Origin of the sequence: Mycolicibacter senuensis (genome assembly GCF_002101885.1) — a bacterium.
Taxonomy (GTDB): Bacteria; Actinomycetota; Actinomycetes; order Mycobacteriales; family Mycobacteriaceae; genus Mycobacterium; species Mycobacterium senuense.
The window spans coordinates 52,730-68,510 of record NZ_LQPS01000025.1 but is presented as its reverse complement, the minus strand read 5'-3'; the positions used below and the strand labels follow the sequence as shown (position 1 = coordinate 68,510).

The 15,781-nt window shown below is 69.9% G+C and carries 13 protein-coding genes and 2 pseudogenes; 8 read left to right on the top strand and 7 right to left on the bottom strand.

The genetic code is table 11. From position 1 onward, the window contains the following. Positions 1-6 precede the first annotated feature (6 nt). Positions 7-1,986, bottom strand: a complete 1,980-nt coding sequence (gene asnB / locus AWC24_RS05130; RefSeq protein WP_085082691.1) for an asparagine synthase (glutamine-hydrolyzing) — start codon at positions 1,984-1,986, stop codon at positions 7-9. Between the two features lie 171 nt (positions 1,987-2,157). Between asnB and ctaC the strand changes: the two genes are divergently transcribed. From ctaC to AWC24_RS05110, 4 genes are all read left to right on the top strand, one after another. Further along, on the top strand, positions 2,158-3,237 hold the full coding sequence (ctaC, locus tag AWC24_RS05125; protein WP_207568304.1) for an aa3-type cytochrome oxidase subunit II: 1,080 nt from the start codon (positions 2,158-2,160) through the stop codon (positions 3,235-3,237). Between the two features lie 10 nt (positions 3,238-3,247). After that, entirely contained in the window at positions 3,248-3,667 is a 420-nt protein-coding gene (gene ctaF, locus AWC24_RS05120; protein WP_085082687.1) for a cytochrome c oxidase subunit 4, read from the top strand. Positions 3,668-3,797: 130 nt separating this feature from the next. Next, the gene (locus AWC24_RS05115) at positions 3,798-4,703 is read left to right on the top strand and encodes an MmpS family transport accessory protein (RefSeq protein WP_085082685.1); all 906 of its coding nucleotides are present in this window, start codon (positions 3,798-3,800) and stop codon (positions 4,701-4,703) included. Continuing rightward, on the top strand, positions 4,703-5,344 hold the full coding sequence (locus AWC24_RS05110) for a DUF2561 family protein (RefSeq protein WP_085082683.1): 642 nt from the start codon (positions 4,703-4,705) through the stop codon (positions 5,342-5,344). The genes AWC24_RS05115 and AWC24_RS05110 overlap by 1 nt, the downstream gene beginning before the upstream one ends. Positions 5,345-5,350: 6 nt before the next feature. On the opposite strand, the pseudogene AWC24_RS23405 reads toward AWC24_RS05110, so the two are convergent. The 5 genes and pseudogenes from AWC24_RS23405 to ctaE all read right to left on the bottom strand — a co-directional run bounded on the left by AWC24_RS23405 (position 5,351) and on the right by ctaE (position 10,300). Beyond that, positions 5,351-6,000, bottom strand: a pseudogene (locus AWC24_RS23405) (pyridoxine/pyridoxamine 5'-phosphate oxidase). A 19-nt stretch (positions 6,001-6,019) separates the two neighbouring features. Next, complete coding sequence (qcrB, locus tag AWC24_RS05100; RefSeq protein ID WP_085082681.1) at positions 6,020-7,651, bottom strand: cytochrome bc1 complex cytochrome b subunit; 1,632 nt, start codon at positions 7,649-7,651, stop codon at positions 6,020-6,022. Further along, positions 7,648-8,820: a cytochrome bc1 complex Rieske iron-sulfur subunit gene (qcrA, locus tag AWC24_RS05095; RefSeq protein ID WP_085082679.1), complete on the bottom strand. Its 1,173-nt coding sequence runs from the start codon at positions 8,818-8,820 to the stop codon at positions 7,648-7,650. Before qcrA ends, qcrB begins: the two co-directional genes overlap by 4 nt. Next, positions 8,817-9,692 carry a cytochrome bc1 complex diheme cytochrome c subunit gene (gene qcrC / locus AWC24_RS05090; RefSeq protein WP_234807261.1) on the bottom strand — a complete coding sequence of 292 codons (876 nt, stop codon included), beginning with the start codon at positions 9,690-9,692 and terminating at the stop codon, positions 8,817-8,819. The genes qcrA and qcrC overlap by 4 nt, the downstream gene beginning before the upstream one ends. Then, positions 9,689-10,300: an aa3-type cytochrome oxidase subunit III gene (gene ctaE, locus AWC24_RS05085; RefSeq protein WP_085082677.1), complete on the bottom strand. Its 612-nt coding sequence runs from the start codon at positions 10,298-10,300 to the stop codon at positions 9,689-9,691. The genes qcrC and ctaE overlap by 4 nt, the downstream gene beginning before the upstream one ends. A 139-nt stretch (positions 10,301-10,439) precedes the next feature. Between ctaE and trpD the strand changes: the two genes are divergently transcribed. Continuing rightward, positions 10,440-11,522: an anthranilate phosphoribosyltransferase gene (gene trpD, locus AWC24_RS22925; protein WP_163705341.1), complete on the top strand. Its 1,083-nt coding sequence runs from the start codon at positions 10,440-10,442 to the stop codon at positions 11,520-11,522. On the opposite strand, the pseudogene AWC24_RS05075 reads toward trpD, so the two are convergent. Beyond that, positions 11,460-13,295, bottom strand: a pseudogene (locus AWC24_RS05075) (DEDD exonuclease domain-containing protein); the annotation flags it as partial. The gene trpD and the pseudogene AWC24_RS05075 overlap by 63 nt on opposite strands. 83 nt (positions 13,296-13,378) lie before the next feature. Here AWC24_RS05075 and AWC24_RS05070 point away from each other — a divergent pair. From AWC24_RS05070 to AWC24_RS05060, 3 genes are all read left to right on the top strand, one after another. Then, entirely contained in the window at positions 13,379-13,663 is a 285-nt protein-coding gene (locus tag AWC24_RS05070; RefSeq protein WP_234807260.1) for a hypothetical protein, read from the top strand. Positions 13,664-13,822: 159 nt separating this feature from the next. Continuing rightward, positions 13,823-14,980: a peptidoglycan hydrolase RipC gene (gene ripC / locus AWC24_RS05065; protein ID WP_407663427.1), complete on the top strand. Its 1,158-nt coding sequence runs from the start codon at positions 13,823-13,825 to the stop codon at positions 14,978-14,980. 19 nt (positions 14,981-14,999) lie between these two features. Continuing rightward, positions 15,000-15,779: an eCIS core domain-containing protein gene (locus AWC24_RS05060; RefSeq protein ID WP_085082671.1), complete on the top strand. Its 780-nt coding sequence runs from the start codon at positions 15,000-15,002 to the stop codon at positions 15,777-15,779. Positions 15,780-15,781: the final 2 nt, after the last annotated feature.

The window sequence follows — 15,781 nt, the reverse complement described above, 5'->3', positions numbered from 1 at the left end:
CTCGCGCTAAAGCTGCACCGGGTACGTCGGCTCGCTGATCTGCGGGATCACCGAGTGCTCGACGAAGATCGCGTGCCAGAGCATGAAGATCAGCACGGTCCACAGTCGCCGGCTGTGATCGGCGGTGCCGGCCCGATGCTCGTCGAGCATGGTGCGCACCGCGGCGGCGTCGATCAGGTGGCCCGCGCCGGTGGCGTCGACCGTGGCGTAGGCCCACTCCAGCAGTTCGCCGGCGCGCAGCCAGTGCCGCAGCGGCACCGGGAAACCGAGCTTGGGCCGGTGCAGCACGTGAGCGGGGATGATCGGCTCCAGCGCGCGGCGCAGCGCGTACTTGGTGGTGGCGCGGGTGATCTTGGCCGATACCGGCAGCCGGGACGCCACCGCGAACACCTCCGGGTCCAGGAACGGCACCCGCAGCTCCAGCGAGTTGGCCATCGTCATCTTGTCCGCTTTGACCAGGATGTCGCCGCGCAGCCAGGTGAACAGATCGACGTGCTGCATCCGGGCCACCGGATCCCAGCCGGCCGATTCGGCGTACAGCGGCGCGGTCACATCGGTGTGCGTCCACTCGGGGGAGAAGCCGGGCAACACCGCGCGCAGCTGCTCGTCGGAGAAGCTGCGGGCGTTGCCGTAGTAGCGCTCCTCGAGGGTCAGCGACCCGCGGTGCAGCAGGCTCTTGCCCCGCATCCCGTCCGGAAGTGGCTTGGACACCTTGCCCATGGACCGGCGCATCGCTGCCGGCAGGTAGTTGAACGGCCGCAGTGACAGCGGCTCGCGGTAGATCGTGTAGCCGCCGAACAACTCGTCGGCGCCCTCCCCGGACAGCACCACCTTGACGTGCTTGCGGGCCTCGGCGGCGATGAAGTACAGCGGGACCAGGGCCGGGTCGGCGACCGGGTCGTCGAGGTACCAGACGATCTCGGGCAAGGCGGCGACGAACTCGGCCGGGCTGACGACCTTGACCACATGCCGGGCGCCGATCGCCTCGGCGGACGCTGCGGCGACGTCGATCTCGGAGAAGCCCTCCCGCTCGAACCCGGTGGTGAACGTGATCAGCTTCGGGTTGTGGCGCATCGCCAACGCGGCGATCGCCGTGGAGTCGATCCCGCCGGACAGGAACGCGCCCACCGTGACGTCGGCCCGCATGTGCTTGGCGACCGAGTCCTCCAGCACCGCGGTGATCTCGTCGTAGCGGGCCTGTTCGGTGTCGCGGGTGATCGGGGTGGCGTCGAATCGGGGCTTGAAGTAGCGGGTGATCTCCGGGACCGGCCGGTCCGGGCTGATCCGCGCCCAGCAGCCCGACTCCAGCCGCCGCACCCCGCGGTGCAGTGTTTCGGGTTCGGGCACGTACTGCAGCACCGTGTAGTGCTGCAGGGCCCGCGGGTCGATCCCGGCGTCGCCGAGGTCGAAGCCCACCAGCTCGGCCATGTCGAGCAGCGACTTCTTCTCACTGCCCACTGCGGTGCCGCCCGGCCCGCTGGCCATGAACAGCGGCTTGATCCCGAACGGGTCGCGAGCGCAGAACAGCTCGCCGCGCACGGTGTCCCACAGCGCGAAGGCGAACATGCCGCGCAGCCGGGGCAGCACGTCGGCGCCCCAGTGGTGGTAGCCGGCGACGATCGCCTCCCCGTCACCGTCGGTGTGGAAGACGGCGCCGTGGGTGGCGGCCAGCTCCTCGCGCAGCTCGAGGTAGTTGTAGATCTCCCCGTTGAACACCAGTACATAGCGGTCCGCCTGGTCGGCGGGTCCCCAGCGCAGCGGCTGATGCGAATGCTCGATGTCGATGATCGACAACCGGTTGAAGCCCAGCGCGACTCCGTCGCCGGTCCAGGTGCCCAGTTCGTCGGGGCCCCGATGGCGCATCAGGTGCGCCGCCCGTTCGACCGTGGTGACGATGTCGGTGAGGTCGGCCGGGCCCGCAGCGGCGTCCGGGGTGGGGTTGGCGGTGCCGGCCGGGGCACGCACGAAGGCCAGCAGTCCACACATCGGGTCTCAGTATGCCGCACCGGGATCGGCCTCAGACCCCGTAGGCCTGCACAGGGCCGGTGGTCGAGCCGGCCGGACCGGCCAACCGGCAGGTCAGCCGAACCGGGGTGACTCCGGTGGTCTACGCTGCGTAGTATTCGACTGCTCCGCCGGTTCACGCCGGCCCGGTCTGTGACTCGAGGAGGCACCAACGTGACACGTCGCGGGCAGGGCGTTGTGCTTAGCCGTCTGCTTCGGCCGCTGGCGGGAGCCGGCGTGCTCGGGCTACTTGCGGTGACGCTCAGCGGCTGCAGCTTCGACTGGACCGACGTGGTCGGTTTCGGCTGGCCCAAGGGCATCACGCCGGAGGCCGAGGCCAACTACAAGCTGTGGCTCGGCATGGTGATCGCCTCGGTGGTGATCGGCGGAATCGTCTGGGTGATGATCTTCTGGTCGGCGTACTTCCACCGGAAGAAGCCGACCGACACCGAACTGCCGCGTCAGTTCGGCTACAACATGCCGCTGGAACTCGGGCTGACCGTCCTGCCGTTCCTGGCCATCGCGGTGATCTTCTACTTCACCGTCGTGGTGCAGGAGAAGATGCTGCACCACGAGCCCGACCCCGAGGTGGTCGTCAACGTCACCGCCTTCCAGTGGAACTGGAAGTTCGGCTACCAGAAGGTCGACTTCCGCGACGGCACGCTGAGCTACGACGGCGCGGACCAGCAGCGCAAAGACGCCATGATCTCCAAGCCGGAGGGCGTCGACGAGCACGGCAAGGAGCTGGTCGGACCCATCCACGGGGTCAACACCGAGGACCGCAGTTACCTCAACTTCGACAAGGTCGAGACGCTCGGCACCACCAATGAGGTGCCGGTGCTGGTGGTGCCCAGCGGCAAGCGCATCGAGTTCGTGCTGAACTCCGCCGATGTCATCCACTCGTTCTGGGTCCCGGAGTTCCTGTTCAAGCGTGACGTGATCGCCTGGCCCGAGCGCAACAACCAGGTGAACACCTTCCAGGTCTCCGAGATCCAGAAGGAAGGCGCGTTCGTCGGTCACTGCGCCGAGATGTGCGGTACCTACCACGCGATGATGAACTTCGAGGTCCGGGTGGTCTCGCCCAACGACTTCAAGGCCTACCTCGGCCAGCGCATCGCCGGGAAGAGCAACGCCGAGGCGCTGGAGGCGATCAACCAGGAGCCCCTGGCCACCACCACGTTCCCGTTCGATAGCCGTCGCGGTCTGCTTGCCCCGCAAGCCAGCAACAAGTAGGGACAACGTCATGCGCATCGAATCCAGGCTGTTCGAGTTCGTGGCCACCTTCTTCGTGGTGGTCGGGATCGTTTACGCCGTCTTGACCAACCTGTTCGCCACCGGCGGTGTGGAGTGGGCCGGGACCACGGCGCTGATCCTGACCGGGGTGATGGCCCTGATCGTGGCCACCTTCTTCCGGTTCGTGGCGCGTCGGCTCGACACCCGCCCCGAGGACTACGAGGCGGCCGAGATCAGTGACGGCGCCGGGGAGCTGGGGTTCTTCAGCCCGCACAGTTGGTGGCCGATCCTGATCGCGCTGTCCGGATCGGTGGCCGCCGTCGGGATCGCGTTGTGGCTGCCGTGGCTGATCGCCGCCGGCGTGGTGCTGGTGATATCGAGCGTGGCCGGGCTGGTCTTCGAGTACTACGTCGGCCCCGAGAAACACTGAGCCGGTCCGCACGCGCCGCCGTGTCGACCCGTTTGGGTAGGGTTGCCGGTGCACAATGACCAACGGTGGTCGAATTCGGCTGCGGTGGGTGGCGCGCGTGGGCGCACAGGTTGGAACAGGATAGGCGGGAATGAGCGGGCCGAATCCCCCGGAGTCGGGTTCTGGAGAAGACGTCCCCGGCAACGGTCAACCGGCCGCTGACTCGGCTCCGGAAGCGGTCTCGGGTGCGGCCGGCGACAGGGACATCCCGGCGATCGACGACGCGGCCGCCGCCGGCGGGGCCCCCGACAGCACGGCCTACTCCCAGGCCTATTCGGCGCCGGAGTCCGAGCAGTTCTTGAGCGGCCCCTATGTGCCGGCCGACCCACGGTTGTACGACTACGACAACTACAGCACGCCCGACGAGCCGGACCCGCACGCCAAGACGCCCCGCTGGCCCTGGGTGGTCGGGGTCACCGTGATCGTCGCCGCGATCTCCCTGGTGGTGTCGGTGGCGCTGCTGTTCGCCCGCAGCGAGACCCATGACCTGGCCACCCCCGCCACGACCAGCACCACCGTGTCGCAGCCGCCGGTGCAGGACGAGATCACCCGAACCAGCGCCCCGACCACCACCGTGCCGCCGCCCCCGCCGCCGTCGAGTGAGGAGCCGCCGCCCCCGCCGCCGCCGAGTGAGGAGCCGCCGCCTCCGCCGCCGCCGCCGGTTGAGACTCCCGCCCCCGAACCATCCACTACGACACCGGAGCCCACCACGACCACGCAGGCCAAGCCGATGCAGGTGACCTACTCGGTCACCGGCACCAAGGCGCCATTCGACCAGATCACGATCACCTACGTCGACGCCTCCGGGCAACGCCGGACCCAACGCAACGCCTACATTCCGTGGTCGTTGACGTTGACGCCGATCTCCCAGTCGGAGATCGGTTCGGTGGAGGCGTCCAGCATGCTGCGGCTGAGCAAGCTCAACTGCTCGATCACCAGCAGTGACGGCAGGGTGCTGTCCTCCAACAGCAACGACGCACCGGCGACGGCCTGCTGATGGTCGGCAAGAACATCGCGGACCGATTCGTCCATCCGGGGCAGTCCCCGGAGGTCACCGACCGGGTGCTGCTCGGTGTCTGCGCGGCGATCTGGCTGGCACTGCTGGGCACGAGCGTGGCGGCCACGGTCGCACTGGTCGACCTCGGGCGGGGTTTCGACCAGCCGACCGATAGTTCACCCACCGGCCTGCTGTACATCGTCATCGGCGTCTCCGCCCTGGTCATCCTGGCCGCGATCCCGGTGCTGCTGCGAGCCCGTCAGGCCGGCCCGGCGCAGCGATCCGCCGGCTTCGCACCGCCGGCCGCGGCCGGGCCGCGCGCCCGGCCCGGGGCGCCGCTGCCGCAACGCGGGTTCGATGCCCCGGGCCGACGGTCGGCTGCCGCGCGACCGGCGTTGCTGCCCAACCAGGCGCAGGTGGACCGGGTGCTGCTGCACGGCGTCACCGTGCTCGGCAGCGCCCTCGGCGGCGCGCTGACCATGGTCGCGGCCGCGACCTATCTGATGGCGGTCGGCAAGGACACCGGCTCCTGGGTCTGCTACGGGCTGGCCGGTGCGATCACGGTTGCCATGCCGGTGATCCCGTGGCTGTACCTGCGCCGGCTGGACGACGTGCTCGAACTGCCGTCCCGGTTCGGCTGACGCGCCTCACGGCCACAGCAGTGTCGTGGCCCAGCCCTCGCCGTCGCGTTCGTAACGCAGCCTGCGGTGCCGGCGATCCGGGTCTGACTGCCAGAACTCGACGGTGTCGGCGCGCACTGCATACGAGACCCAGTCGTCGGGGACCAGGGTGGGGGAGCGTCCAGCTCCAGGCGGGCCTTCGACAGCGCCTCGCTGATCTCGGTGGGATCGCGGTAGGGCTGGCTCTGCCGCCCGGTCAGCGCCATCGTGCGGGCCACGTCCGAGCGCGCCCGGAAGTCCTCGGCCGTCAGCTGCGGAGGGTCGGCGCGGGCAACTCCCTCGACCCTGACCTGCCGGCCCAGCGCGGGCCAGTAGAACGTCAGCGCCACAGCTGGATTGCGGGCCAGTTCGGCGCCCTTGCGGCTCACCGAGCTGGCCGCGAAATGCCACCCGGCGCGGTCGATGTCCTTGAGTATCAGCACCCGCGCCGACGGCCGCGGCTCCGCCGATGCGGACACCGTGGAGACCGTCATGGCGTGCGGCTCCGCGACACCGCCGTCGACGGCGTGCAGCAGCCACCGGATGAACAGCTCCACCGGATCCCCGGGTGCCCGCGCCGGATCGAACTCCGGCGCGGAACCGGTCAGGACCGGAAGCCCGCGCAGCAGGCTTCGCAGCTCGCCCGACCGCCGAGGGTCAGTGCTGGCCGTTGCCGTCGCCGTCGCCGTCCTGGCGCTCGGCCAGCGCGGTCAACGCGCGCCGTTCGCTGGCGTGGGCGGCCTCGTTGAGCGCGGCGTCCTCGGAGGCCGGGTCCGCGGTCAGGAAGCTGCCCCGGCCGGGGGCGCCGCCGGAGCCGAGCTTGTTCATCCGCTTGGGCAGCGGCGCACCGGCGTACTCCAGCGGAATCGGGTGACCGTGCTCGTCGACCGGTCCCAGTGGCTGGTGCAACTCGATGTAGGCGCCGTGCGGCAACCGCTTGATGATGCCGGTCTCGACGCCGTGCTCGAGCACGTCACGGTCACTGCGCTGCAGCCCGACGCACCACCGGTAGGTGACGAAGAACATGATCGGCGGCAGTATCACCATCCCGATGCGTCCGATCCAGGTCGTCGCATTCAGCGAGATGTGGAACTTCCACGCGATGATGTCGTTCATCGCGGCCAGGGTCAGCACCATGTAGAAGCTGATCGCCATCGCGCCGATCCCGGTCCGGACCGGAGCGTCCCGCGGACGCTGCAACAGGTTGTGGTGGGCGTAGTCCCCGGTGAACCTCTTCTCCAGGAACGGGTAGATGATCAGCAGGATGAAGACCGCGCCCATGATCAGCGCGACGCCGACCGAGCCGGGCACGGTGTGCCCGAAGGGGTAGAACTCCCAGGCCGGCCAGAGCCGCGCCATCCCCTCGGTCCACATCATGTAGAAGTCCGGCTGGCTGCCCGCCGACACCTGAGATGGCCGGTAGGGGCCCAGGTTCCAGATCGCGTTGATCTGCAGCAGGCCGCCCATCAGGCCGAGGATGCCGGTGATGATCGCGAAGAACGCGCCGGACTTGATCGCGAAGACCGGCAGCACCCGCACGCCGACGACGTTGCTCTCGGTGCGGCCGGGCCCGGGGAACTGGGTGTGCTTCTGGAACCACACCAGCGCCATGTGCACGCCGATCAGGGCCAGGATGATCCCCGGCAGCAGCAGGATGTGCAGGGCGTAGAGCCGGGGGATCAAGATGGTGCCCGGGAAGTCGCCGCCGAACAGCGCCCAGTGCAACCAGGTGCCGATGACCGGCATACCCAGCGTGATCGACGACAGTGCGGCCCGGATGCCGATACCGGACAGCAGGTCGTCGGGCAGCGAATAGCCGAAGTAGCCCTCGAACATGGCCAGGATCAACAACAGTGACCCGACCACCCAGTTCGCCTCGCGCGGGCGGCGGAACGCGCCGGTGAAGAAGATGCGCGCCAGGTGCACCATGATCGACGCGGCGAACATCAGCGCCGCCCAGTGGTGCAGCTGCCGGACGAACAGCCCGCCGCGGACCTCGAAGGAGATGTTCAGCGCGGTCTCGTAGGCCCGCGACATCTGCACCCCGTTGAGCGGCTGGTAGACGCCTTCGTAGATGACCTCGGCCATCGACGGGTCGAAGAACAGTGTCAGGTAGACGCCGGACAGCAACAGGATGATGAAGCTGTACAGCGCGATCTCGCCGAGCAGGAACGACCAGTGCGTCGGGAAGACCTTGTTGAACTGCCGTCGCAGTGCCGCCGCCGGGTGGTAGCGGGTGTCGATGTCGTCTGCTTGGCGGGCGAGCAGATCGCCGATTGCAGGGCTCATGAGGTGCGCTCCCAGAAGGCCGGTCCGACAGGTTCGACGAAGTCGCCGTTGGCGACCAGGTACCCATTGGTGTCAATGGTGATCGGCAGCTGTGCCAGTGCGCGCGCCGCCGGCCCGAAGACGGGCTTGGCGAAATGCAGCGCATCGAACTGCGACTGGTGGCACGGGCACAGGATGCGGTACGTCTGCTGCTCGAACAGCGAAGACGGGCAACCCAGGTGCGAGCAGATCTTCGTGTAGGCGAAGAGGTCGCCGAAGTTGAAGCTCTCCTGGCCCGCACGTTTGACCACGTTGGGCATGTCGTCGGGACGGATGCGGATCAGCATCACCGGGTTACGGACACCCATCATGATCTCGGTGAGCTTGTGACGCGATTCCTCGGTGGTGCCGTCGCCGTCGGACTCCCGCCACGGGAAGACGGTCTCCATGCCGCCGGCGTCGAGATCCTCGGGACGCATCTTGATGAACGGCGAATTGGTGCTGTGCCCGGTCGACCGTGCCAGGTAGATGGTCTCGCCGTGGTAGCGCGGGGTCCAACCCGAGGTCCACAGCATGGCCTTCTTGCCTTCGGCGGTGTCGACGACCGGCTTCCACGGGTTCTTGATCAGGCCGCCGGCCCCGGCCACCAGGGTGCCCAGCCCGAACGCGCCGAATCCGACGCCCAGCGACGCTCCCAGCAGCTTGCGCCGCCCGATCGTCGAGCCCTCGAAGGCGTCGGTCAGCTGTGCGCCGACCGTCTTACGGTCGAGTTCGGCGGAGCTCCCGTCGTGGCGCTCCTGGATGGTGATCTCTTCGGGGATGAACTTCTTGACGAACATCACCGCGCCGATGCCGAGCAGCAGCACCGAGAGCCCGAAGGTCAGCCCGTACAGCGGAGTGGCCAGCGAGTAGGCGAATCCCTCCGGGGAGTCCGCCGGGGCGTACTCCCAGGGCCAGAACACGAAGATCAGCAGCAGGGCGAGGCCGGCGCCGCCGGCGGCCAGAAACCAGCCGGCGACACTGCGCTCGGCCCGTTTCTCGGCCCGGGTGCCCTCGACCGGCCAGCGCGGCTCCTTGAAGATCGTCTCCACGCCGTCGATGCGGCCGCCGAGTGCCAGCAGCTCGTCGGTGTTCATCGCGGCCAGCTCGGCCGCGTCGGGAGCGGCGGTGTCCTTGCTGACCTCGGTCATGAGCGTGCCCCGATCCACAAAGCCGCGCCGATGGCAGCGACCATCCCGATAATCCACATCACCATGCCCTCCGGCGCCGGACCGAAGCCGCCGAGCGCGTAACCGCCCGGATCATGTTCCTCGGTGACGGCCCTGACGTAGGCGATGATGTCCTTCTTCTCCTCCATGGAGATCTGCCGGTCGGAGAAGCGCGGCATGTTCTGCGGGCCGGACACCATCGCGGTCAGGATCTGCTGCTCATTGGCCGGTGCCAGGTCCGGGGCGTACTTGCCCGAGGACAGTGCGCCACCCCGCCCGGTGAAGTTGTGGCAGGACGCGCAGTTGAGCCGGAACAGGTCGCCGCCGCGGCCCAGGTCGTCGCCGCGCAGCGAGGCCTGCGCGATGCTGCCGTCGGCGTCGCGGACCACGGTGGGGCCGCCGCCGTTGGCCTGCACGTAGGCGCCCAGGGCGTCGATCTGGGTGTCGTCGAAGAGCGGGTATTTGCGGGGTGCCTGGGCCTCACCGCGGGCTGCGGGCATCCGCCCGGTGGAGACCTGGAAGTAGACGGCGGCTTCGCCGACGCCGATCAGGCTCGGTCCACGTCCGGGCTCACCCTGCAGGTTGGCGCCGTGGCAGCTCACGCATGAGGTGTCGAACAGTTGCTTGCCGGTGCGCAGCAGTGCCGAGGCGGATTCGTCGGCGACGGCCACCTGCGGGGTCGGGGTAACCACCGCGGCCAGCCCGCCGGCCATCGCCAGTGCGACCAGCAACAGCAGGCCGCCGGACAACCGACGCCGGAGCCGACGCCGGGCGACGGTTTCGTTGTGGTGAGGTCGGGCCCACTTCCTCAGTGTCTTCAACCGGACACTCCTGTTCATCGGGCGGTTGGTCATCGGATGAAGTAGATCGTGGCGAACAGTGCGATCCACACGATGTCGACGAAGTGCCAGTAGTACGACACGACGATCGACGCGGTGGCCTGGGCCGGGGTGAACTTGCTCATCGTGGTGCGCACCATCAGGAAGACGAATGCGATCAACCCGCCGATGACGTGCAGGCCGTGGAACCCGGTGGTCAGGTAGAACACGGTGCCGTAGGCGCTGGACGGGATCGTGGTCCCGTGCGAGATCAGGTGGTAGTACTCGTAGGCCTGACCGCAGACGAAGAACGTGCCCATCAGGAACGTCACCAGATACCACCTGCGCAGCCCGAACACGTCGCCGCGCTCGGCGGCGAACACGCCCATCTGGCAGGTGAACGACGACGCGATCAGCACCAGCGTCACCGGTACCGACTGCCACAGGTTCAGCTCAGTCGGTGGTGGCGGCCAAACGCCACCGGACTGTGCCCGTGCCGTGAAATACATGGCGAAAAGCCCGGCAAAGAACATCAACTCACTGGACAGCCACACGATGGTGCCGACGCTGACCATGTTGGGACGGTTCAGCGAATGCACACGCGACGTGATGGCAGTACCCGAGGACCCCACAGCGCTCGTCACATCCGCAAGTATGACGCTATGTAGTTGTAGATCTCCACCCGGGGCGGGCAATTCATCAGAAATGGTGTGGTGTAGGCCGTCACCTGCGGTGTTTCCGGGCGACTTTGGGGGCTTGCGGGCCGCATGCGACGATCTGCGCGTGGTCGAGCCCGGTGGTGAGGCGCAGCCGATAGCGCAGATAGCACAGTGGCGGCAGGTATTGGGCTGTCTGACGTCGGGCGCGGACCTCGCCCGGGGCCAGGCGGCCTGGGCGATGGAGCAGATCATGGCCGGTGCGGCCACGTCGGCCCAGATCGCCGCCTTCGGGGTGGCGATGCAGATGAAGGGCCCCAACGCAGCGGAGGTCGGGGAGCTGGCCGACGTCATGCTGGCGCACGGTCGCAAGGTGCCCACCGAGCAGATCGGCACCGACACCGTCGACGTGGTGGGCACCGGCGGTGACGGCGCCAACACGGTGAACCTGTCCACGATGGCCGCGATCGTGGTGGCCGCCGCCGGTGTGCCGGTGGTCAAACACGGCAACCGGTCGGCCAGCTCGCTGTCCGGGGGCGCCGACACGCTCGAGGCGCTCGGGGTGCGCATCGATCTGGGGCCCGACGCCGTGGCGCGCAGCGTGGCCGAGGTCGGCATCGGCTTCTGCTTCGCGCCGCAGTTCCAACCGTCCTACCGCAACGCCTCGCCGGCGCGGCGCGAGATCGGCGTGCCCACGGTGTTCAATCTGCTGGGTCCGCTGACCAACCCGGCCAGGCCGCGGGCCGGCCTGATCGGCTGCGCGTTCGGCGAGCTGGCCGAGGTGATGGCCGGGGTGTTCGCCGCCCGGCGGGCCAGCGTGCTGGTGGTGCACGGCGACGACGGGCTCGACGAGTTGACCACGACCACCACCAGCACCATCTGGCGGGTGCAGGCCGGCACGATCGACCGGCTGACCTTCGACCCGGCCGGGTTCGGGTTCGCCCGCGCCGAGGTGCACGAGCTGCTCGGCGGCGACGCGCAGGCCAACGCCGAGGAGGCCCGGTCGGTGCTGGCCGGAACGCCCGGTCCGGTGCGTGACGCCGTGGTGCTCAACGCCGCCGGGGCGATCGTGGCGCATGCCGGGCTATCCAGCAGCGCTGAATGGCTGCCGGCCTGGGAGGACGGGCTGCAGCGCGCTGTCGCGGCGATAGACAGCGGCGCGGCCGAACAGCTGCTCGCTCGTTGGGTCCGCTTCGGCGCCCAGCTCTGAGGCCAGCCGGGCCGAGCGGGCCTGGGCCGCCCACCCGGCCCACGCACCGGCCGAGGCCAGCGGCTCTGCCCAGCCGTCGGCGTCGGCGGTGCCCTCGACGCGCACGATGCGCACTCCGGGTGCCGTCAGCCAGCGGGCGATGAGCGCGGTCTCCTCGACCAGCGCCCCGCCGGCCGGGGCCGGCTCGGGCGTCACCGCCTGGGCGCCCAGCGTGATCGCGTCGACGACGGGCATCGGTGGCACGCCGCGCGGCGCATTGCCGGCGGCGGCCAGCCGGCCGTGACGGATCACCGCGAGCCGCCAGCCGCCGGCGCCGTCCGGGGCGGCGGCCACCAACTCCGGCAGGGTGGCCAGCGCGCGGGCGCGCTGGCTTCGCCACAGGATCTCAATGGTGGTCGCCGCACGGTCGCGCAGCCGTGCGGCGCTCTCGTAGTGGCCCCGGGCGGCCAGTGCGGTCACCTGCTGCACCGCGGCGCGTAACGCGCTGTTGTCGGTGCCGTCGATCAACGCGGCGGCCCGCTGGACGGTTGCGGCGTACTGCACGGCGGTGCTCCCGGGCGCGGCGGGGCACGGGCTGACTTCGGCCGGCGGGCAGGTGTGCCGGCCGGTGCGGCTCACCCGCGTTGTGCAGGTTCGGATCCCGGTGAACCGCGCCAACAGCGCGGCGGTCGCGGCGGCGTCGGCGCGGGAACGGAACGGGCCGATCACCCGGTCGTGTCGGGGTGCGCGCACCACCGACAGCCTCGGGAAGGCCTCCTGCGACAGCGTGATCCACCACCACCGCCGCGGAAACTTCGATCGCCGGTTGTAGGGCGGGGCGTGCGCGGCCAGCAGGCGCAGCTCGTGCACCCCGGCCTCCAGCGGGTGCGCGCATTCGACGTGGTCGATCCGGATGGCCAGGGCCACCATCTCGGCGATGCGGCTGCGCAGATCGGATCCGTTGAAGTACCCGCCGGTCCGGCGGCGCAGGTCGGTGGCGGTGCCGATGTAGAGCACCTCGTCGGACGGGCCGCGGAACAGGTAGACACCCGGCCGGTGCGGAAGCGCCTCGGCGAGGGTGCGTTTGCGGCGCTGCGCCGGTGTGGCGTGCGACAGGTAGGCACGCAGGTCGGCGAAGGTGTGCACCCGCTGGTTGCCGACCCGCTCGATGAGGGCGTGCAGGACGTCGACGGTGGCGCGGGCGTCGTCGAGTGCCCGGTGGGTGGGTGTGGTGCTGACCGCGAACAGCCGGGCCAACTCGGCCAGCCGCACGCTGGGCGCCTCCTCGCGACTGAGCACCCGGCGTGCCAGCCGGACCGTGCACAGCACCGGCGGCCGCGGCCAGGCCAGCTCGCAGCGTCGCGCGGCGGCGGTCAAGAACCCGACGTCGAATCCGGCGTTGTGGGCGACCAGCACGGTGTCATTGCCGCCGTTGCGGGCTGAGCCGAACCCGGCGAACTCCAGAAACATCGGCAGTACGGCATCGATGGTGGGGGCGTCATGCACCATCGCGGTGGTGATCCCGGTCAGCCGGACGATCTGCGGCGGGATGCCGCGCTGCGGGTTGATCAAGGTGGCGAACTCGCCCTCGACGACGCCGCCGCGGACCTTGACCGCCCCGATCTCGGTGATGGCGTCGACGGCGCCGTCGGCGCCGGGGGAGGCGCGCGCACCGGTGGTCTCCAGGTCCACCACCACGAAGGTGGTCTCCCGCAGTGCCTTGCCGGCCGGTGTGGCTTCGAGCTCGGCCTGCAGTTGCGCAAAACTCAGCTGCCCTGCGTCAGCGCGCGACATCATGGCCCGAACCTAGGCCGACGCACCGACAGCTGTCGGTGGGCACGGTTAGCGTGCCGGCAACCGATCGAGAGGAAGCACCAATGGGACCGATCTCAGATCACTCAGGCCACTCAGGTCACTCGGAGCGCACTGAGGTGCCGCGCGCCGACCCGGAACCGGTGGTGATCGACTGCGACGACTGCGCGGTGCGGGGACCCGCCTGCCGGGACTGCGTGGTCAGCGTGCTGCTGGGAGTACCCACCGAGCTCCTGGCGGACGAGCGGGCGGCCCTGGACGTGCTCGCCGAGGCCGGGATGGCGCCGCGATTGCGTCTGGTCCCGATCCGCCGGGACACCGCCCCCGGGCGCCGCTCCGGCGTGGCCTGACCGCCGGCGCACCGCTTCGGGACCGGCCCGGAGCCAGGTGTTAAAGTGGCAGCTCGCGATGGACAACGCCGTTGCCATTTCGTAACCTGTTTGAGACCTTACGTACTTTCGGCGGCGGCACGGCCACGTACCACCCTTGGCAGTGTTAAGGATGCAATCTTGAAGCTCGAACGTGTGCGGTGGAATCTGCGTGCTTTTAGGCGTCCTGTTCTCGGTGTCGTTACCGGCCTGGTGGTCGGTGCTACGGCGTTGACCGGCACCTGGGCCGGCAGCGTGTCTGCCGACCCGGCCGACGACGCGCTGGCGAAACTCAGCGAGCTGTCCCGCCAGGCCGAGCAGACCACCGAGGCGATGCACACCGCGCAGCTCAACCTCGACCGGAAACTGGCCGAGCAGCAGGCCGCGGACAGGGCGCACTCCGACGACCAGGCCGCGCTCGCCGCCGCCAAGGAGCAACTGTCCGGCTACCGTTCGGCCGTCAACCGATTCGCCGCCAGCACCTACATGGGTGGCCGGGTCGGGGGCATGGACGCCATCCTGACCGCCGAGTCGCCGCAGCAGCTGATCGACAAGCTCGCCGTGCAGCGCGTGGTCGCCAGGGACCTGTCGGTGCAGCTGGAGCGGTTCCGGGTGGCCAACGAGCAGGCCGATGAGGCCGAGCAGGCTTCCGCCACGTCGGCCGACGAAGCCCGTACCGCGGCCGAGCAGGCCGCCGCGGTACGGGCCGAACTGCAGGCCAAGCAGAGCCGCCTGCAGCTGCAGATCTCGGTGGTCAAATCGCAGTACTACGCGCTCACGCCGCAGCAGCGCACCGCGATGGCCGAGCCCGGGCCGGCCCCGGACGCCGCACCGGGCGAGCCCGCCCCCGACGGGCAGCCGCCGGCTCCCGGATTCGGGCTTCCCGGATTCCCCGCGCCCGGCTCCGACGCGCCACCACCGTGGGAGATGGGCGCGCCCGGTGGTGGGGGCGGTGGCGCCGCGACCGCCGTCCAGGCCGCGTTGACCCAGGTCGGGACGCCTTACGTCTGGGGCGGCGCCGCACCGGGTGGCTTCGACTGTTCGGGGCTGGTGATGTGGGCGTTCAACCAGGCCGGGATCAACCTGCCGCACTCCAGTCAGGCACAGGCCAACGGCGGACAGCCGGTGGCGTTGTCGGACCTGCAGCCGGGCGACGTGCTGACCTTCTACTCGGACGCCTCCCACTCCGGCATCTACGTCGGCGACGGCATGATGATCCACTCGTCCACCTACGGCCAGCCGGTCCGGGTGGTCCCGATGACCTCCTCGGGCCCGATCCACAACGCCCGCCGTTACTGAGCGCCGCTCTCGCCGCCGGCTGCTGGCCGCACTGCTGGTGGTCCAGTTGATCGGTGCTGTCGTGTTGCTGGCCGTCCCGGGTGCGCCGCCGGCGGACGCGCCGCTGATCGTGGGGGATCACCGCACCGTGATCCTGGAGAACCGGGGTGGCGGGCCGGGCGAGGCGCTACTGACCCGCATCGCGGACAACATCTCCGACGCCGTCGACGCGGTCGAGGCGTTCTGGGGAACCGACTGGCCGCACCGCATCGAGGTGACCGTCGCCGGCTCCGCCCGGGAGTTCGCCGATCTGGCCGGCGGCGGCACGGCCGATGTCGCCCAATGGGCCGACGTCGCCGCCGTGGCGGTGGCCGACCGGGTGGACCCGGAACGCCGGGTGGCGGCCGGGCAGCGGATCGTCTTCGCCCCCGGCGCGGCCGCGATGAGCACCCCGGCGCTGCGAATCGTGTTGGCCCACGAGCTTTTCCACTACGCGGCCCGGGCTGAGACGGCCCTCGACGCACCGCGCTGGCTCACCGAGGGGGTCGCCGACTTCGTCGCCCGGCCCGCCGGGCCGGGTGCCCCCGCCGGCGCACTGCCGTCCGACGGCGATCTGGATGCTCCCGGTCCCCGGCGCGCGCAGGCCTACGACCGGGCGTGGGGGTTCGCGCGTTTCGTGGCCGAGCGCTTCGGGACGGCCAAGCTGCGGGAGCTCTACCTGGCCGCCTGCGGTCCCGGTCACACCGATGTGGCGAGCGCGGTGCACCGGGCACTGGGCAGCACACTTGCCGAGGTGCTCGCCGAGTGGCGGCGGGGGTAGCC

What these genes read in the sequence shown, in the direction of transcription:
- asnB (WP_085082691.1), bottom strand. Translation starts at nt 1,986, where the DNA reads ATGTGTGGACTGCTGGCCTTCGTGCGTGCCCCGGCCGGCACCGCCAAC.
- AWC24_RS05070 (WP_234807260.1), top strand. Translation starts at nt 13,379, where the DNA reads ATGGGACCGATCTCAGATCACTCAGGCCACTCAGGTCACTCGGAGCGC.
- AWC24_RS05115 (WP_085082685.1), top strand. Translation starts at nt 3,798, where the DNA reads ATGAGCGGGCCGAATCCCCCGGAGTCGGGTTCTGGAGAAGACGTCCCC.
- qcrA (WP_085082679.1), bottom strand. Translation starts at nt 8,820, where the DNA reads ATGACCGAGGTCAGCAAGGACACCGCCGCTCCCGACGCGGCCGAGCTG.
- AWC24_RS05110 (WP_085082683.1), top strand. Translation starts at nt 4,703, where the DNA reads ATGGTCGGCAAGAACATCGCGGACCGATTCGTCCATCCGGGGCAGTCC.
- ctaF (WP_085082687.1), top strand. Translation starts at nt 3,248, where the DNA reads ATGCGCATCGAATCCAGGCTGTTCGAGTTCGTGGCCACCTTCTTCGTG.
- qcrB (WP_085082681.1), bottom strand. Translation starts at nt 7,651, where the DNA reads ATGAGCCCTGCAATCGGCGATCTGCTCGCCCGCCAAGCAGACGACATC.
- qcrC (WP_234807261.1), bottom strand. Translation starts at nt 9,692, where the DNA reads ATGACCAACCGCCCGATGAACAGGAGTGTCCGGTTGAAGACACTGAGG.